Annotated in this window: 19 protein-coding genes; 16 read left to right on the top strand and 3 right to left on the bottom strand. The window is 37.6% G+C overall.

Annotated features, from left to right (window positions below):
* Positions 1–3: 3 nt before the first annotated feature.
* From EKM68_RS09650 to EKM68_RS09670, 5 genes are read left to right on the top strand one after another with little or no spacing between them, the layout of a single operon-like run.
* Complete coding sequence (locus EKM68_RS09650) at positions 4–942, top strand: capsular polysaccharide synthesis protein (protein WP_164509417.1); 939 nt, start codon at positions 4–6, stop codon at positions 940–942.
* A 12-nt stretch (positions 943–954) separates the two neighbouring features.
* Complete coding sequence (glf, locus tag EKM68_RS09655) at positions 955–2,073, top strand: UDP-galactopyranose mutase (RefSeq protein WP_125590275.1); 1,119 nt, start codon at positions 955–957, stop codon at positions 2,071–2,073.
* Positions 2,070–3,494, top strand: coding sequence for an oligosaccharide flippase family protein (locus tag EKM68_RS09660; protein ID WP_125590197.1), 1,425 nt, complete (start codon positions 2,070–2,072; stop codon positions 3,492–3,494). Before glf ends, EKM68_RS09660 begins: the two co-directional genes overlap by 4 nt.
* 6 nt (positions 3,495–3,500) lie before the next feature.
* Complete coding sequence (locus EKM68_RS09665) at positions 3,501–4,457, top strand: LCP family protein (protein WP_125590199.1); 957 nt, start codon at positions 3,501–3,503, stop codon at positions 4,455–4,457.
* A gap of 9 nt (positions 4,458–4,466) precedes the next feature.
* Positions 4,467–5,540 carry an acyltransferase family protein gene (locus tag EKM68_RS09670; RefSeq protein ID WP_125590201.1) on the top strand — a complete coding sequence of 358 codons (1,074 nt, stop codon included), beginning with the start codon at positions 4,467–4,469 and terminating at the stop codon, positions 5,538–5,540.
* Here EKM68_RS09670 and EKM68_RS09675 read toward each other — a convergent pair.
* On the bottom strand, positions 5,514–5,720 hold the full coding sequence (locus tag EKM68_RS09675) for a hypothetical protein (protein WP_125590203.1): 207 nt from the start codon (positions 5,718–5,720) through the stop codon (positions 5,514–5,516). The two genes, EKM68_RS09670 and EKM68_RS09675, sit on opposite strands and share 27 nt — an antisense overlap.
* Before the next feature lie 212 nt (positions 5,721–5,932).
* Between EKM68_RS09675 and EKM68_RS09680 the strand changes: the two genes are divergently transcribed.
* The 11 genes from EKM68_RS09680 to EKM68_RS09730 all read left to right on the top strand — a co-directional run bounded on the left by EKM68_RS09680 (position 5,933) and on the right by EKM68_RS09730 (position 17,740).
* Positions 5,933–6,652: a GntR family transcriptional regulator gene (locus EKM68_RS09680; RefSeq protein WP_125590205.1), complete on the top strand. Its 720-nt coding sequence runs from the start codon at positions 5,933–5,935 to the stop codon at positions 6,650–6,652.
* A 227-nt stretch (positions 6,653–6,879) separates the two neighbouring features.
* Positions 6,880–7,596 carry a GntR family transcriptional regulator gene (locus EKM68_RS09685; RefSeq protein WP_125590207.1) on the top strand — a complete coding sequence of 239 codons (717 nt, stop codon included), beginning with the start codon at positions 6,880–6,882 and terminating at the stop codon, positions 7,594–7,596.
* Positions 7,597–7,632: 36 nt separating this feature from the next.
* On the top strand, positions 7,633–8,121 hold the full coding sequence (locus tag EKM68_RS09690; RefSeq protein ID WP_125590209.1) for a PTS system mannose/fructose/N-acetylgalactosamine-transporter subunit IIB: 489 nt from the start codon (positions 7,633–7,635) through the stop codon (positions 8,119–8,121).
* 21 nt (positions 8,122–8,142) lie between these two features.
* Positions 8,143–9,075, top strand: a complete 933-nt coding sequence (locus EKM68_RS09695) for a PTS mannose/fructose/sorbose/N-acetylgalactosamine transporter subunit IIC (RefSeq protein WP_125590211.1) — start codon at positions 8,143–8,145, stop codon at positions 9,073–9,075.
* Positions 9,062–9,877: a PTS system mannose/fructose/sorbose family transporter subunit IID gene (locus tag EKM68_RS09700; RefSeq protein ID WP_125590213.1), complete on the top strand. Its 816-nt coding sequence runs from the start codon at positions 9,062–9,064 to the stop codon at positions 9,875–9,877. Before EKM68_RS09695 ends, EKM68_RS09700 begins: the two co-directional genes overlap by 14 nt.
* A 13-nt stretch (positions 9,878–9,890) precedes the next feature.
* On the top strand, positions 9,891–10,316 hold the full coding sequence (locus EKM68_RS09705; protein WP_125590215.1) for a PTS sugar transporter subunit IIA: 426 nt from the start codon (positions 9,891–9,893) through the stop codon (positions 10,314–10,316).
* Entirely contained in the window at positions 10,297–12,291 is a 1,995-nt protein-coding gene (locus tag EKM68_RS09710; protein WP_125590217.1) for a hypothetical protein, read from the top strand. The genes EKM68_RS09705 and EKM68_RS09710 overlap by 20 nt, the downstream gene beginning before the upstream one ends.
* Before the next feature lie 29 nt (positions 12,292–12,320).
* Entirely contained in the window at positions 12,321–13,490 is a 1,170-nt protein-coding gene (locus EKM68_RS09715) for an SIS domain-containing protein (protein ID WP_125590219.1), read from the top strand.
* Positions 13,491–13,638: 148 nt separating this feature from the next.
* The gene (nagA, locus tag EKM68_RS09720; RefSeq protein WP_125590221.1) at positions 13,639–14,793 is read left to right on the top strand and encodes an N-acetylglucosamine-6-phosphate deacetylase; all 1,155 of its coding nucleotides are present in this window, start codon (positions 13,639–13,641) and stop codon (positions 14,791–14,793) included.
* A gap of 116 nt (positions 14,794–14,909) precedes the next feature.
* The gene (locus EKM68_RS09725; RefSeq protein ID WP_125590223.1) at positions 14,910–15,659 is read left to right on the top strand and encodes a glycerophosphodiester phosphodiesterase family protein; all 750 of its coding nucleotides are present in this window, start codon (positions 14,910–14,912) and stop codon (positions 15,657–15,659) included.
* Positions 15,660–15,847: 188 nt separating this feature from the next.
* Entirely contained in the window at positions 15,848–17,740 is a 1,893-nt protein-coding gene (locus tag EKM68_RS09730; RefSeq protein ID WP_125590225.1) for a hypothetical protein, read from the top strand.
* Positions 17,741–18,416: 676 nt separating this feature from the next.
* Here the strand turns inward: EKM68_RS09730 and EKM68_RS09735 are convergent.
* Positions 18,417–19,802: a zinc-ribbon domain-containing protein gene (locus EKM68_RS09735; protein WP_164509418.1), complete on the bottom strand. Its 1,386-nt coding sequence runs from the start codon at positions 19,800–19,802 to the stop codon at positions 18,417–18,419.
* A 154-nt stretch (positions 19,803–19,956) separates the two neighbouring features.
* On the bottom strand, positions 19,957–21,906 hold the full coding sequence (locus tag EKM68_RS09740) for an ABC transporter ATP-binding protein/permease (protein WP_125590229.1): 1,950 nt from the start codon (positions 21,904–21,906) through the stop codon (positions 19,957–19,959).
* Positions 21,907–21,919 lie beyond the last annotated feature (13 nt).

A 21,919-nucleotide genomic window follows, 5' to 3' on the forward strand; every position in this document is an offset into this window, starting at 1 on the left:
TTTATGTCACAATCATTTTTGCATCTATATTTGACTGGTATTTATAAGTCAGAAGCAGCATTAAAGAAGTTCACTGGTGGAAAGAAATCGATTCTACCAAGTTTTGTTTATGATCCCTACCATTATTTGATTGAAAAAGAAATCAAAAAAACAATTCAAGATGTGCCAACGACTTTTTGGCATGATGAATTAGTAAAGACTAATCCAATATTGACTGACAAAATAGTCTGGGTCATGTGGTGGCAGGTTACTGATATACCAATGTTTGTTCAACGTAATATTACTTTGATGCGAGAACGTCTCAATAAACGTGTGATTGTTTTGAATCAGGAGAATCTCAGTGATTTTTTACAAATACCAGAGGATATTATAGAACGTTTGGATAAGCACCAGATCAGCTATCAGACTTTTTCCGATTATATTCGGATGAAGATCCTGTTTGAATACGGCGGGGTTTGGCTCGACAGTACGATCTATGTAGGTGAACATGATAATTTTTTGAACCAATTGAATTTTGCCGATCATGCACTGATCACAGTCAAAGGTATTCAAGATTTTGGTAACAAATTCATACCTAAGGGGCGCTGGGTCATCTATTGTATCGGTGGTCATTCCGGACAGATGCTCTTCAAGTTTGTCGACGATTGTCTGTCTTATTACATCGAGAATGACATTGCGACACCGGATTATTTTTTAACGGATTATTTATTCGATATTGCCTACAAAAACAATATTGGTGGTTTCTACGAGAAACTGCAAAAGGTACCTTCAAATAATGTTAATTGTGAAAAATTAGCACCGCTGATGAACCGTAAGTTTGATGAAAGTGTTTTGAAACAGATCACTAGGAATACTAGTGTTTTTAAGCTATCAAACAAAATATCGTATCGTAGTCGTACTACTGATCAAAAGAAAACTTTTTACAGTTATTTATATGAATAAATGAAGGTGAAGTTGATGGAATATTTAGTTGTTGGTTCAGGATTATTTGGAGCTGTCTTCGCAAATGAAGCAGCCAAACGTGGTAATCACGTGACCGTTATTGAGAAGCGGGATCACATTGGCGGCAATATTTATACTAAGCCAATCGAAGGTATTCAAGTTCACATGTATGGAGCACATATTTTCCACACTCGTTCTAAAAAAATCTGGGATTACGTTAATCAATTTGCGCAATTTAATAATTACATTAATTCACCGATTGCAAATTATCATGGCGAAATCTACAATCTTCCGTTCAATATGAATACCTTCAATAAACTTTGGGGAGTAATAACTCCAGCACAGGCTCAAGCAAAAATCAAGGAACAACGTGCTGAACTCAATCTCATGAAACCTCCTAAGAACTTGGAAGAACAAGCTGAATCTCTTGTTGGAACTGATGTGTATAAGAAACTGATCAAGGGATATACCGAGAAGCAATGGGGCGCTAAAGCAACTGAATTGCCAGCCTTTATTATTCGCCGTATTCCAGTGCGATTCACGTATGATAATAATTATTTCAATGATCCATATCAAGGCATACCAATTGGTGGTTATACCCAAATTATTGAACAATTGTTGGATAACAAACTGATTGATGTCAAAATTAAGACAGACTTTTTTGCAGATCGAGAAAGATATTTGAAGGATTATCAAAAAATTGTTTTTACCGGCATGATCGATCAATTCTTCGATTATGAATTAGGTGAGTTGTCATATCGTAGCTTGCAGTTTGAGACTGAAGTCAAAGATATTGATAACTATCAGGGTAATGCAGTTGTTAATTATACGGATGCTGAAACACCGTATACTCGGATTATCGAGCACAAGCATTTTGAATTTGGTGCTGGCAATAAACATAAGACTGTGATTACTCGCGAATATCCGAAGACTTGGCAACGCGGGGATGAACCGTATTACCCAATCAATGATTCGGTAAACAAACAATTGTATGCACGATATTTAAATTTGGCTAGGAAGACATGTCCCGATGTTTTGTTTGGCGGCCGTTTGGGATTGTATCGTTATTACGACATGGATCAAACCATCATGGCTGCACTTGAGTTGGTTGCACATGAATTTGGACGATGAAAGTCGTTAAAAATTATTTGTACAATGCCTTCTACCAAGTTTTTATACTATTAGTTCCACTAGTTACGACACCGTATTTGGCAAGAGTTTTGGGACCGACTGGCGTGGGGATCAATTCTTATACCAATTCAGTTATTCAATATTTTATCGTCTTCGGTAGTATCGGTGTTGACCTGTATGGCAATCGTCAAATAGCTTTTGTCAGAAGTAATAAACAACAATTGACTCAGACATTTTATGAAATATTCTTCATGCGGATAATTACCATCATCATTGCCTATGCCGCTTTTGGATTGTTTCTTTTGTTTAGTGGTCAATATCAAACTTATTATTTAGCACAGTCAGTTTCACTGATCGCAGCAGCGTTCGATATTTCCTGGTTCTTCATGGGCATGGAAAATTTCTACGTGACTGTAATTAGAAATTTTGTCATCAAGATATTAACGTTGATCAGTATATTTACTTTCGTCAAATCATACTCTGACCTAGGAATTTATATCTTTATCTTATCAATGTCGTTGTTATTAGGTAACTTAACGTTGTTCCCAAGTTTGAAGAAGTATTTGGTCAAAGCAGATTTTCGACACTTGTCGATCTGGCGTCACTTGAAACCATCATTAGTCTTGTTTTTACCACAAATAGCTATGCAGATCTACGGTGTGTTGAATAAGACTATGTTAGGTGTGATGGTGTCAGTTCAAGCAACTGGTTATTTTGATCAATCTGACAAGATGGTTAAAATGGCTCTAGCAATTGTCACTGCGACCGGGACGGTCATGTTGCCCCATGTTGCGAATGCTTTTGCTAGAGGGGAAGTTGAAAAGACGCGCCATTACCTATATCAGAGTTTCCGGTTTGTCAGTGCAATTGCGATTCCGATTGCCTTTGGACTGATGGCAGTGACTGCAAAGTTCGTCACACTATTCTTTACAAAGCGGTTCTTGTCAGTCATTCCCATCATGATCATCGAGTCAGTCGTAATCATCTTAATTGCCTGGAGTAATGTTTTGGGGATTCAATATTTGATTCCGACTAAGCAGATGAAATCGTACACTATCTCAGTTGTGATTGGTGCAGTTGTTAATATTATTTTTAATATTCCATTGATCATCAAGTGGGGTGCAGTTGGTGCCACGATTGCGACTGTCTTATCAGAATTATCGATCACTATGTACCAGTTGTTTTCTATCAGGAAACAGGTCGATTATCGAGAGTTATTCGGTGATCTATCGAAGTACTTGATTGCGGGGGTTTTGATGTTTGAAGTTGTCTTTGAACTCGATCGAATCTTGCCCATTTCTTGGAAGATGCTGATATTGGAAGTTATCGTAGGTATGATTTTTTACACAATGCTATTAATTCTATTTAGAACGAAGATCATCGATGAAGCAAAGTCGTTGATTCACAATAGAAAGAAGTAAATAGATATGAAACGTTATAACAAAAAACATATTTTGAGAAATGTTTTATTATCGTTGATAGCCTTCGTGTTAGTCGGCGGCTTAGGCTTAGGGTTATCACGTTATCGTGATGTTAAGAGTGCAGTTAATAGTTCATTTGATCCAGTTGAAGTATCTGGAAGTCGTAACACGAATGCGCTATTAAAAGCTAAAAAGCCAATTTCCATCTTACTTATGGGTACCAATACAGGTGACTTTACTCGTTCATACGCTGGTAAGACCGATACAATGATGGTTTTGACGATTGATCCTAAGTCTGAAAAAACTACTATCACAAGTATTCCTCATGACTTAGCTGTAAAGATACCTGGCTACGACAAATCACCTGCTCAAATTAGTGAAGCTTATGAACATGGTCAAGCAAAGTCCAGTATCACAACGGTTCAAAAAATGTTGAATGTACCAATTGACTACTATGCTTTGATTAATATTGCAGGTATGGAAAAAGTTATCGACAAGATCGGTGGAGTTGATATTACACCTTCAAGTAGTTTTAGTAGTGATGGATATAGCTTCGAACAAGGAGTTAAAACACATATGGATGGGGCTAAGGCTCTAGCATACTCTCAAGAAACAAGTTCAAGTTCTACAGGCTACTTAGCACATGAATCTCGTCAAGGAGCTATGTTAGCTGCAATTATGCACAAATGCACATCAATTAGAGCTTTGATGAATCAAGGTTTCATCAAGACTTTGAGTGATGAAGTTCAAACTAATATGACCTTTGATAATTTGACTACTATCATCAAGAACTACAAACACTTCACTGAAAAAATCGATGATACTCATATTTCAGGAACAACTAAGAATATTGATGGTGAAACATTTGAAGTTGTCAGTCAAAAAGAATTACAACGTGTGAGTGACTTCATTCGTGGTGGTTTGGAATTGAAATCTGAAAAAACTGGAAATATTCAATATTAGGTGAAGCTAATGGCAAAGAAACGAATCGATTGGATCGACATTGCCAGATGTATCGCAATTTTGTCGGTCGTCATTGGACATACAATGGCAGGTTTGAATGGGACGTACTTATACAATGTTATCTACTTGTATAGTTTGCCAGTATTCTTTGTTTTGAGTGGTTACTTGTATCATCAAAAAGGTTACAAAAAATTACTATTGAATGATGTGAAGTTTTTGCTGATACCATATTTGGCGGTTAATTTAATCAAACTAGGCATATTATTCAGTCTCAAACATCATTTTGGAACTGGTATTTTAACAATCAACTTGCATACTTTTCAATCATTGATGATAGCAACTTTATATGGTTATGGCATGAAGTTACGAGACTTTCCATCGGTCAATGCAATTTGGTTCTTGGTGGCAATGTTTGTTGCCAATCAAATTTTTAATGCGGTTATGAGGATCGATTACCGTAGTCATAAGTTGTTATGTCAAGGAATACAGGCAGTGATATTGACTAGTGCCGGATTTGCCATAGCCCATGTGTACGAATTACCATTCTCGATCAACTCAGCTTTGATTGCGCAAATATTTTTGTACTTTGGATACTTGATGCATCAAAAAAATTTGTTGTCGGAGTTGAAAGATAAGTATTACATTGCTTTTGCGGGAGCTTGGTTGTTTGTAGCCTCGTTAGGAACGTTCTATATGGCATCGGCCAAAGCTCCTAATGAATTGATGGCGGTGATTGGTTCCATTTCGGCTAGTTTGTGTATTATCAAATTGTCTATAGTAATTAATGATTATCTGCAGCTTCATAACTTGCTGAGATTCAAAAGGTTACTGTTATTCATCGGTGCTCAGTCGTTGACGGTTCTATGTTTTCATTTATTAGATCTAGATGGTTTGAAACTATACAGTGATATTATTTTTGGATTATCAGGTAAAGTTCCTCATGGAATTCCAGTTTTAATCGGAATGTTATATCGGATGATTTTTGCAGTAGGGATGACTTGGTTGGTAAGATATTTGCCAATTGTCAGAAGCTTGTTCATGCCACGAAGTTTTCCATTATTCAAGCATCATGCTGCGGCATGATGCTTTTTTTGTGTGCCGCCTCCGTTTGTCAGTGATTTCACCTGCTGTGGGATCAGTACCAGCCAAAGTACGGTCTGGTACTTCGACTTGAAGCTTTGCTTCGCAAATCTTCAAGCCCGTCCATTTTGTAAGGCCGGAGGTTCGCCGACCTAACAAAATTTTCACGGCTGGTTGCTTCACTGACAACCTCCAGCTAACTTAGGCCATTGAAGTAATGGAATCTCTAAAAAAACGTAATGGTTTCCAAATAGGCAACGTATAGCAATTCAACTAGGCATTCAAGCAATGAATGCCTTTTTTTGTACAAAAAAGTAAATTTATCATTTGATTAGTAAACGTTTTCAATGTAAACTTAACAAAGTGGTATTTACCAGTTTATAGGAGAGGGTATTATGGATAAAAAAGAATCGCTATCTCAACACTTAATCGATTTTTTATCTAATCAAATTCTTACCGAAATGCGACCCAATGATCGACTACCATCAGAACGTGACCTAATGTTGCAATTCAACGTTAGTCGAACGACGGTCAGAAATGCTTCGGATAAGTTAGAGTTATCAGGGTTAGTGACGAGAATGCATGGTAAGGGGACCTTTGTCACAAAGCGTTCGGAGAGTCTTACTAACTTAGCAGACTTATTTAGCTTTTCCAAAACTATGGAATTACAGGGAAGAACGCCAAGCGATAGAATAATTAAATTCAAAAAAATTTCGGCCGATGAGGAATTGATTCAACGACTTAACCTGAAAGAAAATTTAAATGTCTTTGAAGTCGATCGTATTCGTATGGCCAGCGGTAAGCCGATGATGTTCGGCAAGAGTTTTTTGCCAGCTGGAGTTTTTGAAGGACTCACAAGGAAGCAATTAGAAGAAAATTCAATGTATCGTACCTTTGAGGATGATTACGATGTTCATATCAAGGAAGCTGATGAATCGTGTCGAGCATCGATCTTGAATGATAAAATATCGAATTTGTTGGATGAGAAACCCGGTGCAGCGTGCCTAAGACTTGAGAGAGTCACTATGGATAATAGTGGACGAGCAATTGAATATACTATCAGTTGGGCTCGAGCGGATGAATTCAATTATCGAATCAAACATTTGTATAGATAAGCAAACTGGTATTAACCAGTTACATATTTTAGTAATATTTTTATAAAAAAACGAAAGTGGTATCTTTTACATAAAAAAGTACCACTTTTTTAATTTGCCACACAAATACTGATATATCAGTATAATTGTTATATACCATTGAATAATTGGTATAACCAATTTGTTGAAACAAATGCTGCAAGCGTATACAATAAGCTTGTGGTTGATACCAGAAAGGGACCAGTAATATGAAAATCACTCTTCAAGAACAGCTAATCAACTTATTAACCAACTACATTCAGTCAATGCCGGCTAACGCAAAGTTGCCTTCAGAAAGACAGATATCAGATAAGTATCAGTTGTCTAGGACAACTGTTCGTGCGGCGTTGAATGAATTAGAGGTAACCGGTCTTATCCGCAGGGTTCACGGTAAGGGAACATTTGTTAATCGTGTTGATCTGAACAGTGACCTCAATAGTAGTTATAGTTTCAATAAGCAGATGGTGTCCATTGGCAAGAAACCACAGACGAAAATTCTTAGCTTTGAGAGAAAGGAGGCTAATTCATATTTTTCACGTAAATTGGACGTTGGTATCGGCGATCAAATTATCAAGATCAAGCGTTTGAGACTTGCCGATAATATCCCAGTTATGTTGGAAAGAACGTATCTACCAGCGAGTCACTTCAATCTTTTGACTGAAGATATGCTTGAAGGCAGGTCTTTATATGAGATCTTTGCGAAAGAATTCAATGAACAAGTGTACTACGCTGATGAATATTTTTTGGCGGGTATTACCAGTAAAAGGGATAGCAGTTATCTTGATATTAGAGAAGGCACACCTTGTTTGAATCTTAAACGTTCAACGTATGACCCTCACAATCAAGTAATTGAATATACACTTAGCGTTGCGAGAAGCGATCAGTTCGCGTATCACATTCGTCACGATATTAGTAAAAAATCTTAGAGAGTGATTTTTATCACCAAATTTGGAGGAATAATTATGTCAATTGTTGCAGTAAGAATAGATGAAAGATTAATTCATGGACAAGTTGCTAATTTATGGACAACTAAATTGCAAGCATCAAGAATCATGGTAGTTGATAACGATATTATAAAGAATGACATTCAAAAAACTGCCCTTAAATTAGCTAAACCAGCCGGAGTTAACCTAAGTATTTTAGGTGTTAAGAAATCTTCAGCTAATATCTTAGCTGGCAAATATGATTCACAAAAGGTATTTCTTGTTGTTAAGAGACCTTCAATCCTTGTAAGCATGATGGAAGAAGGAGTCAAATTCGACACTATTAATGTTGGAAACATGTCACAAAAAGATACTACACAACATTTGACACAATCTATCAATGTTACTGATGACGACTATCATGCATTCCATCAATTATTGGATGCTGGAGTTAAAGTAACAGCTCAAATGGTTCCTAGTGACAACATCAAGAACTTCGAAGATATCTTGAAAGATTACAAGATTTAAAATTAATAGGGGGAAAAAACTATGAGTTTTACAATTGTTCAAATATTGCTTTTAACGGCATATTCTATGTACAACATTTATGATGAATTACAAATGAACTCATCATTGAGTCAACCAGTTTGGGCCGGAATGATTTCAGGTTTGATCATGGGTGACATGAAGACAGGACTTATCATTGGTGCTGCTCTTCAATTAACAGTCCTAGGTGTTGGTACATTCGGTGGTGCTTCAAAAATCGATGCCAACTCAGGTACTGTTCTAGCTACAGCATTTTCAATTGGTACAGGTATGAAAGCTGCTACAGCTATCGCTGCTATCGGTGTTCCTGTTGCCGCACTTCTAACATCATTTGATATTCTTGCTAGATTTACTAACACATACTTCCAACACAAAGTTGATAAGGATATTGAAAACTTCAACTATAAAGGCATTGAAAGACATACTATTGCCGGTGCAATTCCATGGTGTCTATCACGTGGTATTCCTGTTTTCCTAGCTTTGGCTCTAGGTCAAGGTGTTGTTAAGACAATGGTTACATATCTAAATGGCGACTTACAATGGTTGAACACTGGTCTACAAACAGCCGGTGCTACACTTCCAGCAGTTGGTTTCGCTATCTTGCTTCACTACTTACCAGTTAAGAAACACATCGCTTACTTGATCCTTGGTTTCACAATTACAGCTTTGCTATCAACACTATTCACAAGTGTTCAAACACTTGGTACTGGTTTAGCAGGTGCAAGTAAAGCATTTACAACAACATTCAACGCTCTTCCAATGTTGGCTATCGCTTTGATCGGTGGTGCTTTCGCTATTCTTGAATACAAGAAGTCAATAGCTAAAATGAGTACTGCTACAAATGCGGGTCCAAGTACTACTTCTGATGATGAAGATGAAGAAGACGATGAAATTGAAGACGCTAACGGGGAGGTAGACGGTGATGAAGAAGAATAAAGAATATGAATTAACAAAAAAAGATTTTACCCAAATTAACAAACGTAGTTTGTTTGGATTCCAAATGGGTTGGAACTACGAAAGAATGCAGGCTTCAGGTTATCTGTATACGATCTTGCCACAACTAAGAAAAATTTATGGTGATGGTACTCCAGAACTTAAAGAAGCTATGAAGACACATAACCAATTCTTTAATACAAGTAATTTCTTCAATACAATTGTTACAGGTATCGATCTTGCCATTGAAGGCAAGGAAGGTGCCGATTCACTAGACACTGTTTCAGGTATTAAGACAGGTCTTATGGGACCATTTGCTGCTATTGGTGATTCACTTTTCGCTGCTTTGGTACCAACAATCATGGGTGCTATTGCCGCTACAATGGCTGCTCAAGGTAATCCTATTGGATTGTTCCTATGGTTAGCAGTTAACATTGCAATCATGGTTTTCCGTTGGAAACAACTTCACTTTGCTTACAGAACAGGTACAAAACTTGTTTCTGAAATGCAAGGTCAATTGAACGCTTTAACAGATGCTGCTACATTGCTTGGTGTCTTCATCGTTGGTGCTTTGATCGCAACTATGATCAACATTCAAGTTCCACTTGTTGCTCACATGGGTAAAGTTCCACTAGTTGTTCAAACAAACATTGATATGATTCTTCCAAAGCTAGTTCCAGCCTGTGTCGTAGGTCTTGTTTACTGGTTATTAGGTAAGAAGGGTATGACATCAACAAAGGTTATCTTCATTGTTATTATTTTTGCAGTTCTATTATCAACAATCGGTTTACTTGGCAAAATCTAGGAGGATATAAATTATGGCATTAATCTTGATCAGTCATGGAAATATGGCTATTGAAACAAAGAAATCAGCAGAATTGATTATTGGTGAGCTACCAAATTCAGCAGCATTGGGTCTTCAAAAATCCGATGGTCCAGATACTCTCAAGGAAAAAGTAGAAACAGAAATTAAAAAATATTATGGTAAGGAGCCAGTCTATGTAATCGTTGATTTATTAGGCGGAACTCCCGGAAATGTTGTAGTCAATTTAACACAAAAATATCCAGACATTCATGTTGTTTCTGGTTTAAATCTACCGATGGTTATTAATTATGCTAATCAAATGTTTGTTTCAAAAGAACTTGATATCAATGCTTTGATGAAGGAAGCCAAAGACGGAATCGTTGATGTTAATGCCTTCTTAAGTCAAGACGCGGATGACGATGATGAAGAAGAAGAGTAATTATCGTTATACATTGAGATTAGCCATAGATAAAAGTATTTATGACGATGATAAAAGAAAAGATATGATCGATTTCATAAAAAATGCTCATATCGATGATGTAGCCTTTTTTATCAATCAAGAAGAACTGTCAGATTCACATATTACTCTAGAAAAAGCTAAAGAATTGGTTACTGATATAGACGAAATTGCTCAACCTCTCAAGGAGATGGGAGTAACAATTAGTCTTAATCCTTGGACCACTATGAATCATTCTGATCGTGGACTTGGTATTCGACCTGAACTCGATATCAAACCAATGGTCAACTATCAAGGTATCAAAAGTACTTCGATGGCTTGCCCAGGTTATCATGGTTGGATGGAATATGTCTCCGATATCTATGCAGTTTATGCTGGCATCAAGCCACATGAATTATGGATTGAAGACGACTTCAGACATTATAAGAATGCACCGTTTGAATTAGGTTGCTTCTGCGATGATCACATGAAAAAATACAATGCCATTGCTGGTACTGATTTATCACGTGAGGAATTCGTTGGGCAAATGCTAAACGGTGGACGAAACAAATATCGCGATGCTTACCTAGAAGTAGCGCGTGATGAAATATTAGAAGCAGCAAGTATGATTGAAAAGAAAGTTCATCAGGTTTCTCCAGAAACGACGTTGGGTCTCATGAGCTCATGGCCAGAGATTCATGCAATGGAGAATCGTGATTGGCGGATATTACTCGATACTTTGAGTGGCGACGGCACCCCTGCTGTTTCGAGACCTCATTTACCAGCGTACAACGAGGTCAGTTCACTCAAGTATGCCCGTGACTTCGAAAAATATACGGTTGCAACAAGAACTTTGATTGGGGATAAACACAAAATTTATCCAGAACTAGAAAACTTCTTATATTCTCAATATGCTAAATCAAATCGTTTCTCACAATTTCAGTTGGAAACAACTAGCTCAGTTAGAGCCGCCGGATTGTTGATGAACTTGTTCAGTATGATGGGAATTGGGATCGACAAGACTTATCAATATGATAAGATGCTGGATCAAAGTAAGAAGTTTGTGGATTACTTGTACGAAAATGGTATTTCATTGGAAGATCGAGACGGAATCGTTGTTCCAATGACTCAAGAAGTTGCTAAGTACAAAGTTACTGATGGGACATTACATAGTTTGATGGCATCTCAGACACAATGGTTGGAGTTGTTGTCAGTCTTTGGATTCGCAACTAAACCAGTTAATTTTACTGGTCAACGAATTAATAATGAAACTGTTGCTTTGACAGGTAATTTCTTGAATACCTTAAGTGATAGTCAGATTACTGACTTAATCCAGAATAATTACGTCCTGCTCGATGGGGATGCTGTGATCGTACTCGATTCACGGAAATTGCTGGGATTGATCAATGCTGATTCAATCGAAGTAACAGAACCTCGAACTGGTCATCAAGTATATGAACAGTTCGACAGTACAACTCTTGCTGGAGTTACCAAGTCACGAATAAGCATGCAGACACATATTGGTGCCTACGTGAAGATTCATTACCAAACAGATGTGTTGGCAGATTCGAATGCCTATAATCGTTATGGCGAAAAACTTGGTCCAGCAACTGTTGCTACTGATAACTTCTATATCATGCCACTGACAGAACATGTTAAGTATGGTTGGGAAGCTGAATACATCGATTATCGTGAACGTAACTTGAAGCAACATATCAATGTCGCACATTTAGTTGACATGTATAATTGCAAAGCTATTTTCAATGACCGGAAGATTCTGATTAGCAATTGGTCACTAGATGATGTAGATGGGATCAGCTTTAAGCTAGATAAGAATATTTCTAAACTATCGATCACATATCGTGAAGGTAGTGAAGTTAAGAATCAGATAATTGATGTAACAAAACAAAATGATATTTATCACGCTAGTTTCCCAGTTCCAGGATTAGCTGTGGTACTTGTAGAATGTTTGGAATAAAAAATAGATAGAGAAGGGAACTTATACCATTGTTTAGTAAAACTGATAAAGAACTAGAAGAAATGGGCGCACAAATTACAACCCGTGAAATTCAACAACAACCTGATTTGTGGAAAGAGGCTTACGATAATTTCGTAGGTAATCAAGACAAAGTTAATAACTTTTTGGACGAAATTATCTCAAACTTTCCTGATAAAAAAATTCGTGTAATTTTCACAGGTGCAGGTACGTCAGCTTATGTGGGAGATACATTAAGACCATATCTAAATAAGGTCGGCGATACTTCTCACTTCAATTTTGAAACTATTCCAACAACTGATATTGTTTCTGCACCATTAGATAATCTTAGAGCTGATGATCCAACTATCTTGGTATCATTTGCTAGAAGTGGTAACTCTCCAGAGAGTGTTGCAACTGTAGAATTAGCTGAAAAGATCATCAAAAATCTTTACCAAATCACTATCACTTGTGCACCAGAAGGTCACTTGGCTAAGAAAGCTGAAAATGAAGATGGCAACTTGTTGTTACTTCAACCAGCTGGCTCAAATGATAAGGGATTTGCCATGACAGGTAGTTTCTCATGTATGACACTGACAGCAGCTTTGATCTTTGACCAAAGTGTAGCTGACAAGAAGCCATGGATTGATGCTATCGTTAAGATGGGACAAGAAGTAGTTAACCGCGAGAGTGAAATTCAAGCTATCGCTGATCTTGACTACGATCGTATCGCTTATCTTGGAACAGGTTCATTGGCCGGTCTAACTCGTGAAGCTCAACTTAAGGTTCTCGAATTAACTGCCGGACAATTAACAACTATCTTTGATTCTTCAATGGGATTCCGTCATGGTCCTAAGTCATATGTAAATGGCAAGACTGTTGTCTTCGACTTCTTAAGTAACGACAAGTACAGTCGTCAATATGACGTTGATATTCTTGAAGAGATCAAAGGGGACGAGATTTGCAAGAAGGTCGTTGGCGTTGGAACTTCTGCTGACAATAACTTCTCAGGTGACGGTTTCTTAATTAAGGCAGGACTCCCTGACTTGCCTGAATTATACCAAGCATTACCTGATGTTATGTTCGCTCAAACATTTGCTTTACTTAGCTCGATCAAAGTAGGCAATACACCAGATACACCTTCAGCTAGCGGTACTGTTAACCGTGTCGTAAAGGGCGTAACTATTCACGATTATGAATAATTACATTGCCAACATTGCATCTTCCCTTTAATTGAGGGAGGATGTTTTTGTTAGTAAAGGCCATTTTTCTGTGGTATAGACCACTAAAAACTGGTATAATGAATCATGCAAATAGAACTTGTTTTGATATACTTTTGGAGGATTGAAAATGACATATTATATTCATGCTAAGAAATTCTTTTTACAGAACACTACTGAAAATGGTGGTTATCTAGAAGTTACTGATGGTAAGTTCGGAGACTTCTTTACTGAAGACAATAAGCCAGAAGGCAAGATTGTTGATTATTCTGATAAGTACATCGCACCTGGATTGGTTGATACACATATCCATGGTCTCGTTGGCGATGATGTTATGAATAACAGTTGGAAAGAACTAAACGAAATGTCAGAAGGCCTACTAAAGGCTGGTGTTACTTCATGGCTACCAACAACACTTACAGCTTCACACGAACAATTGGACGAAATCTGTAAGACAATTGGTGATCACAAGGGTGAAGGTACGGGTGCTAAGATTCAAGGTATCCATTTTGAAGGACCTTTCTACACAGAGAAGCACAAAGGTGCCCAAAATCCTAAGTACTTCAGAGATCCTAGTGTTGAAGAATTTACAGAATGGCAAGAATCTGCTAAGGGTATGATCAAGAAGATTTCTATCGCCCCAGAACGTAAAGGTTCAGTTGAATTCACAAAAGCTGTTGCTGCCACTGGTGTTACTGTTGCCTTGGGTCACAGTGATGCAACATTCGAACAAGCTAAGGCCTGTGTTGAAGCTGGTGCTACAGGATTTACACACACATACAATGGTATGAGTGGTTTGAATCACCGTGCCCCTGGTATGGTTGGTGCTGCTATGTCAATGAATCTTGTTGATGATGAGTTGATCTGTGATGGACATCACGTTAGCCCATATGCAGCAAGAATCTTAGTTGATAAGAAGACTCCAGAACACGTTGCACTTATTACTGACTGTATGAGTGCTGGACTAATGCCAGATGGCGATTATGTCTTGGGTGAATTCCCTGTTACTGTTGGTGACGGACAAGTTAGACTACAACAAGAACCACATAGTTTGGCTGGTAGTATCTTACTATTGAAGGATGCTATTAAGAACGTTGTTGATTGGGAAGTTGCTAAAGAAGAAGATGCTATCACAATGGGTAGTTACGTACCTGCTAAGAGTACACACATCGATGATGCTTGTGGTGCTATTTTGCCAGGTCGTGATGCTGACTTCATCGTCTTGAATGATGATATGAGCTTAGACCAAACATACCTTGATGGTGAGTCACGTTATCAAGCTTAATTTAATTAAAATTTAGAATCCTTCAATTTAGCTATTGAGGGATTTTTTATATCATGATAATATAATGAAATTGTATTAGAGTAGTTCTATAATTTTCCTTGGAGGATTTGTATATAATGTCGAAGAAAGTACTTGCTCATAGAGGAATACCAACCTTAGCACCTGAGAATACTATGGCTGGTTTTAATACAGTGATCGACTGTGGCATCGACTGGATCGAAACTGATCTCAGTATCACCAAAGACGAAAAAGTCTTTGTGATTCACGATGACAAATTAGATAGAACTACTAATGAAAAAGGTTCAATTGAAACTTTGGACAGCTCATTGGTAGAACAAGCTGATGCTGGATCTTGGTTTGCCGAAAAGTATCGTGGCGAAAGGATACCAACCTTGGATCAATTGATTGATTTCTTGAATATTCATAAGTTGAATGCCAATATCGAGCTTAAAGGTGTTGTTGGGGATGATGCTGATCATTTGGCAAACAGCTTAGTAACACAATTTGCTGAAGCGATTGATAGATTGGACCCAGACGTTCAATTGATTATTTCTAGCTTCAATCCCATCATGTTGTTGAAGATGCATGAACTAAAACCAAATTTGGATTATGCGGTATTATTTGATGTATTCGGAATGGGTGAAGACTGGAACTTGTATATGCAAGCTTGTCACGCTAAGTATATCCATCCGGACAGTCGTGGTTTAACTGAAGCCAAAGTTAAGAAAATGAAAGACTATGGTTATCAGATCAACGTTTGGACGGTTGACGATATTAATCGAGCTCAGGAGTTGTTTTCTTGGGGCGTAGATGGTATATTTACTAACGTCGCAGATCGTATGCAGTTTTTAGTTGAAAACAAGTAATAAATAATATTATAAATAGCAAAAGTAGCACGCCAAATTCGTTTTTGGCGGGCTACTTTTTGTTTACAAAAGATTTTAAAAAAATATTTGTGATAAATAAATAAAAATAGAGAATGAGGAATATGACTTTCATGAAGAGAATAATATATATCCTAGTAATGATAGCGGTATTCATTGTTACAGGGGGAATGATAAAGGATAATACACAGGTTGTTAAAGCATCGACGCAATATTCTAACACGCATGTTAAACCAAAATCAGAACCAACGGAAGATGTTAGAAAATTTCTGGGAATGTGGCTTAACAGAGGGTATACGGTCCAACCACCAGATACAACATTTACAGTGGTTGGACATACCGTGAAGTTGAAGACTCATTCAGGACGTTCCACTCTGGGTGCATCTTTAACGCCATTCGCATCACCTAAATATCAATGGTATAAGTCCACTGATGAGGGTGAAACTTGGGTGGAAGTGCCCAAAAATGAAGATGGCAATAAATCTAATCTTAATGTTACATCAAATCAATCAGGGGCAATCTATTATCAACAAAATGTTACTTGGTATCAGGCTGGTGGTTGGGGTCTTTCGATTGCTGAAGTTTGGTCGCAGGTGGCGGCGGTTTATGTTAATGACAAAGATAAAAATGCTGAAAAGATTCGAGTATCGGTTGATGATGACTATCTATACAATAATCCAAGTGAAATAGCCATGAACTCAACCGTGGCAAGAGCTGAAGTTTTGCCAGAAGATTATACAGAGGATATTGTGTGGACGGTTGATAATAATCAATTGGCTTATATCGATAAGGATACTGGGGAGATACAAGCTAATAATCGTGGAGTCTCAGGTGTAGTTAAAGTAACTGGTACAATTAAAAATGCTGACAATACAATTGTGTCAGACAGTACTTTTGTTCAGATCGGTGGTGGTCTGGAGGATAAAGAAGTAAAATCCGGAGATTCCACTTCTTTTGAAATGCTGGGGCACATTGGAAAATTAGATAATATTGATAATGATTACACGGTCAAATGGTACAGACAACCTGTGGGCACTCACAAGCGTGAATTGGTGGAATCCAACAAAAAAGATCTGTCATATCTAGTCAATGAACCACGTGTAAAAAATGATAATGATTTGTATTGGGTGGAAATCAGTTTAAAACTGGGTCGAGATTCATATGAATATATTTCTAATAAAGCCAAGTTAAAGGTTCTACCTGCGGATAAGCCTGAAATCACTTTGAATAATTCAGTGATTAACGAAACCTATAATAACGACAATACTGAAGATGTTCTGAATGATGTTGCGAATGGAGCTATTGTTTCTTATCGGGATGAAATAGTAGTTGGAACTGAAAGTGGTAATTTAAAAAATGGTACCTATGTGTTACCGATCTATGGTGGAACTGAGATTGACAGTGTCAAAATCAATGATAAAGAAATTGACCAAGATAGATATACGGTAGTAGATTATTTTGGCGGTATCTCAACTGTTTTGGTTATCGATAAAATTAATCGTATTGCTGGTGAAAAATTTGAAATTAAAGTCAGGACCAGAATTGATGGGATATTTACTAATGAACAAATGATTTCCCAGCCGTTTATATATTCTGGTGAAGAAGATAATGCCTTTCGATTTGAAGGTACTAAAAAAACTTTGAATTATGTAACTAATGTATTACAAAAAGATGTACGTGATATTAGTTACGGATCGATAAATACTTATGCAAAAGATGAAATAATATCTCGAACTGATGATACTAATCAGCCGAATAACGTTGTATCGGTTGATGATCAGCGAAGAGTTAAGGAACCAATCAAAGTATTTGTTAATCAAGAGAAGGAATTCGTTAACGAACAAGGCGATGTTCTACCAGGATGTCTGCGTTTATATGATAATGGTAAGTTTGTTGAACTGGTCGATCAACGAGTTAAAGTGACAGAAACTAAGAAGGACGAGCCATTAGGCTCAATCGGCTGGAATAAGAACAATGGATTGTTATTACATATTCATGATGCTGCCGTTGCTCCTGGGCAATATGGTACTACTTTGAATTGGACGTTCGAGAATAGTATTTAGAACCAACAAAAACCCGCCCTCTACATGATTAATGTGGAGAGCGGGTTTTTGTTGTGTAAGCAAACACTATTGCTTACGAAGTGTGTGTTTAATTCCTAAATAGGTCAAGCCTATCGTAATTATCATCAAGAAGAGACTTAAAATTATCATAGAGACGTTATATAACATTGTTATCACCTATTTCGGAGTTTTTTAATGAAATTGTGTATCTCGGGAGGGTTTTATTTAATGATTAGGCTGGCAATCAAATGACTACAGCTTTTATTCGAAAGATTTGTCTTTTCAATCGATCCGCCAGCTCTACGGATGACTGAAAAGAATGAATCCTTGGATTGTATGGTATTGATTCTTATTCATCCCCGTACATATATATTTAAATTTCAAAAACAAGGAGGATAGCCCCCTTGTTTCATCCCATTCATTGAGGTGCTTCGGTACACCATCCACAACGGCGGTTTTTTTAAACCGGTGAAGAAGTGGAAGGTGCAAACCCAGTCTTTGTATAAAAGAAATGAGTTTTCGAAAATCGAATGTGTTTAAACATATTTGACTTTCTTAATACAAATTATAGCAGGGTAGATTGGTAATGCAAACAAAAAAGCCACCCAGAACGTGGATGACTTAATGCTTGTACTTAATGTATATCACTGACGACCAGAAGCGGAAAAGCAGAATTCTAAATCCTAACTCGAGGATGCAATGAATATGCCATTATTAGTGACACGATTGAGGTAACTAACAGAATATAGAAGCTAGCACCAAATTGTGTTCCACCGACGGCGGTTTGGCCAGTGATTACGGCAGAATTAACAGCACCAGAGTAGAAGATACCAAAGACTAGAGCATAGATAACAGTTGGTAAGACGGTAAATATTCTGACCATTCTAATAGTACCTTTGTTTCTGAAGCAGGCAGCGATTAAAGCTATAACTGGCGATAAGAAACAAATTAGGCGAATTGCTGAAGATAAGTTCACGATCAAAGTACTATATTGATAACCAAAGTTAGCCGTATAATTTGCTGCTGAAGCTATGGTGCTTGATAATGAAACACCATTGATAAAGGGACCACCAACTGATGCCGCAAAGCCAACAATTGATGAACCAATGATTACTTTTTGACGAGTGTTTTTACCACGAGAAGCATCGGTAACTTTTTGTTTCTTAGGTTTTCTGTGTTCCTCTTGGTATTGTTGAGGTTGATTATTTGTTTCTTGGTTTTTGTCTCTATTATCACGCTTGAATTTTTTGTTGGCATTCATTTCATTGCCATGACTGACTTGTGAAGCTAAGAACCACAACAATAGGACAATCGCTAAAGCAATAAAACCATAGTTTCGTTTGACGACTAGTAATATGGCAACGATGATCACGGCAAAAATTCCAAGATACGCGTTGTTTTTTGCGAATTTACCCATATTATGAATTAAACCGTCATTTGTATCATTTTCTGCTTGTTCTTGTTTTTTGCGTTCCTTGATTTTTTTCATTTCACTCTTGGTTGGTTTGAAAGGATCCTCACCATTTTTGAAGAGTTTATTCTTGAAATCTTGGGTAGTATTCAGAGCCGCAGACTCATGCTGTTGTTGTTCTGAGTGTGTCGGATTCGAAGTCCGTGAGTCAGAATAAGGCTTCTGTGTGGTTGCCTGCTTAAAGGCGTCCTTGTTATAAGCAACGGTGCGATCATCGAGTGCTTCGTCAGGGACTTTTTTTGTACTGTCAAAAGTTCGCACAGAATCATAACTTGGAGTAGCTGGTTTGGATACTGGTTCTGATTTGTGTTCAAATTCGGCAGCCGGCTTTACAGAGCTGTATTCACGTTGCTGAGCTGGTGCTTGTTCGTATTTTGGCTTGGCTACTGGTGTTGGTTCTGACTTCACAGGTTCAGAATCATTTAACTCAGCTTCGATGTCAGCCAATGACTTGATAGTATCATCGTCTTTTTTTGGTGTTTCTTTTTCTTCATCATTACGTTTACTTTTAATTGAAGTTAGATCATAGCCACAGTTGTCACAGAATTTTTGTGATAGGTCAACTTTATGGCCGCAATTTGGACAAAACATTCTCATTCCTCCATTGTATTAACAGACTTTAGTATACAAGATAAATAAACTTGTATAAAGACGTTGGTATGAAAGTTCATGAAACTTTCACATATCGAAACTCTATTATACAAAAAAATCCCAGCTTACGCTGAGATTTGGTGTTAAATACAAATTATTCGTCTGTAAGTGAATCACGTGGATCTAATTTAGCTGCGCGTCTTGATGGAGCTAAGGCGGCGAGCAAACTGATTATTACACTGATGGCGACTCCGAAAATAGCATTGCCAGGTGAAATTGAAATTATTGTTGCTTTAAATGCATTCTGAGTGGCATTATTGACGGCCATTTGAACTAAGTATGCTATCAAAATAGCAAACCCACCGGAGACTAAACCAATTAAGAATGATTCAGAGATAAACATATTTCTAATATCTTTCTTTCTAGCACCAATGGCACGCAAGATACCAATTTCTTGGGTACGCTCGGAAACACTGATGTAGAGGACAACGATGATCATAATAGCTGATACGATCAGTGAAATACCTGCGACTCCAGCTAGTACATAGAATGCCAAACTCAAGTAAGTATTGAGCTGATCGATGACGGCACCGACACCGGTGATCATATATTTATTATGTGCTTTACCTTTAACAGTAGTCTTGTATGATTTGATCTTTTGTTGAACTGCTTTGACATTTCTAGTGTTATCGACTGTCAAAGTCACGAAGTTAGGTTTGATCGTCACGTTTGATTTGGCTGCGGCTGTCTTCAACGTATCAAGGGTAATTGCCGAAGAACCAGACTTGATAATACCAGAGACCTTCAGGTCAATAGCAACTTGAGCAGGTTGTTTATTGTCATCAAGCGTGGTGATATACATCTTAACGGTTTTTCCAACCATGTTTTTGTAATTCTTCTTATTTAATTTTTGAGCATCAGATTTTAGAAGAATGATCTCACCGTTACTTGGCTTACTACCCTTAGTGATGTCACCAGTTTTTTCGGTGGCATTCCAAGTTTGGAAATATTGAACGGAAACATTTTGTTTATCGTAATTGATTTTTGGAGATTGAACGAAGTAAGCTGGTTCAACCTTATTAACGTGTTTCAGATTATCAAAAGTTTTCATGTCTGACTTGGTAATGTTGATCGAACTAGTGTCACCAGCTTGGTTTTGACTACGAGTGAGATTCTTCGTAATCTGGATGGCATTCGGATTCACTTGTGATTCCATCTGGTCGTTGATATAACCCGTTACACCTGATCCAAGTCCCAACATGAAGATAACAGAGAAGATACCAATAGCTGCACCGATAATGATCAGGATGTTTCGTCCCTTGGTGTAGAGCATGTGCTCCCAAGCTAGTCGGAAAGTGTTGCCAAAGCTTAAATGAGTTATCGTCTTATTAGACGTATTGTCCTCAACTGGAGGATAACCGGGACGTAATTGTTGATCAGAGTCAATCACACCGTCTGCCAAGTGAACGACACGTGTACCAAAGTCAGCCACTTGTTGAGAGTGAGTAACGGCAATGACTAGTTTACCTTCTTTGGCAATATCATCTAAGATTCGCAGAACTTCTTGAGTGTTTTGAGAATCTAATGCGCCAGTTGGTTCGTCGGCAATAATGATCTCAGGATCATTAGCCAGTGCTCGAGCAATCGCAACACGTTGTTTTTGTCCACCCGATAATTGGTTAGGGTGCTTATCAATGTGTTCAGTTAGACCGACTTTTTCTAGTAAGTCTTTGGCACGTTTTACTCTATCTGCCTTTTTTAGGGATGACATTTCCAACGGAACTAGCACGTTTTCGAGGATAGTCAGATGACTAATTAAATGGAAGCTCTGAAAGACGAAACCAACAGTGTGGCTTCGGTAATTATCTAGAGCTTTGTCGGAGCCCTTTTTTAATGATTTTCCATCTATGAAGATATCGCCTTGAAACTGTGAATCTAATCCGCCGATCGTGTTCAATAGAGTGGTTTTACCACCACCTGATTCACCAAGAATTGAAACGAACTCGCCTCGATCCAATTCTAGATTAATACCCTTTAAGACAGGAAATTCCTTCTTACCCAATGAGAATGATTTTCGGACGTCTTTTAATTCTAGAAGACTCATGAATATTCTCCAT

Origin of the sequence: Companilactobacillus jidongensis, from assembly GCF_003946575.1 — a bacterium.
Taxonomy (GTDB): Bacteria; Bacillota; Bacilli; order Lactobacillales; family Lactobacillaceae; genus Companilactobacillus; species Companilactobacillus jidongensis.

Excerpts from the sequence above, each read along its gene's own strand:
- EKM68_RS09685 (WP_125590207.1), top strand. The coding sequence starts at position 6,880 with ATGAAAATCACTCTTCAAGAACAGCTAATCAACTTATTAACCAACTAC.
- EKM68_RS09660 (WP_125590197.1), top strand. The coding sequence starts at position 2,070 with ATGAAAGTCGTTAAAAATTATTTGTACAATGCCTTCTACCAAGTTTTT.
- EKM68_RS09670 (WP_125590201.1), top strand. The coding sequence starts at position 4,467 with ATGGCAAAGAAACGAATCGATTGGATCGACATTGCCAGATGTATCGCA.
- EKM68_RS09700 (WP_125590213.1), top strand. The coding sequence starts at position 9,062 with ATGAAGAAGAATAAAGAATATGAATTAACAAAAAAAGATTTTACCCAA.
- EKM68_RS09695 (WP_125590211.1), top strand. The coding sequence starts at position 8,143 with ATGAGTTTTACAATTGTTCAAATATTGCTTTTAACGGCATATTCTATG.
- EKM68_RS09730 (WP_125590225.1), top strand. The coding sequence starts at position 15,848 with ATGATAAAGGATAATACACAGGTTGTTAAAGCATCGACGCAATATTCT.
- EKM68_RS09650 (WP_164509417.1), top strand. The coding sequence starts at position 4 with ATGTCACAATCATTTTTGCATCTATATTTGACTGGTATTTATAAGTCA.
- EKM68_RS09705 (WP_125590215.1), top strand. The coding sequence starts at position 9,891 with ATGGCATTAATCTTGATCAGTCATGGAAATATGGCTATTGAAACAAAG.
- EKM68_RS09735 (WP_164509418.1), bottom strand. The coding sequence starts at position 19,802 with ATGTTTTGTCCAAATTGCGGCCATAAAGTTGACCTATCACAAAAATTC.
- EKM68_RS09740 (WP_125590229.1), bottom strand. The coding sequence starts at position 21,906 with ATGAGTCTTCTAGAATTAAAAGACGTCCGAAAATCATTCTCATTGGGT.
- EKM68_RS09710 (WP_125590217.1), top strand. The coding sequence starts at position 10,297 with ATGATGAAGAAGAAGAGTAATTATCGTTATACATTGAGATTAGCCATA.
- EKM68_RS09680 (WP_125590205.1), top strand. The coding sequence starts at position 5,933 with ATGGATAAAAAAGAATCGCTATCTCAACACTTAATCGATTTTTTATCT.
- EKM68_RS09690 (WP_125590209.1), top strand. The coding sequence starts at position 7,633 with ATGTCAATTGTTGCAGTAAGAATAGATGAAAGATTAATTCATGGACAA.
- EKM68_RS09665 (WP_125590199.1), top strand. The coding sequence starts at position 3,501 with ATGAAACGTTATAACAAAAAACATATTTTGAGAAATGTTTTATTATCG.
- nagA (WP_125590221.1), top strand. The coding sequence starts at position 13,639 with ATGACATATTATATTCATGCTAAGAAATTCTTTTTACAGAACACTACT.
- EKM68_RS09725 (WP_125590223.1), top strand. The coding sequence starts at position 14,910 with ATGTCGAAGAAAGTACTTGCTCATAGAGGAATACCAACCTTAGCACCT.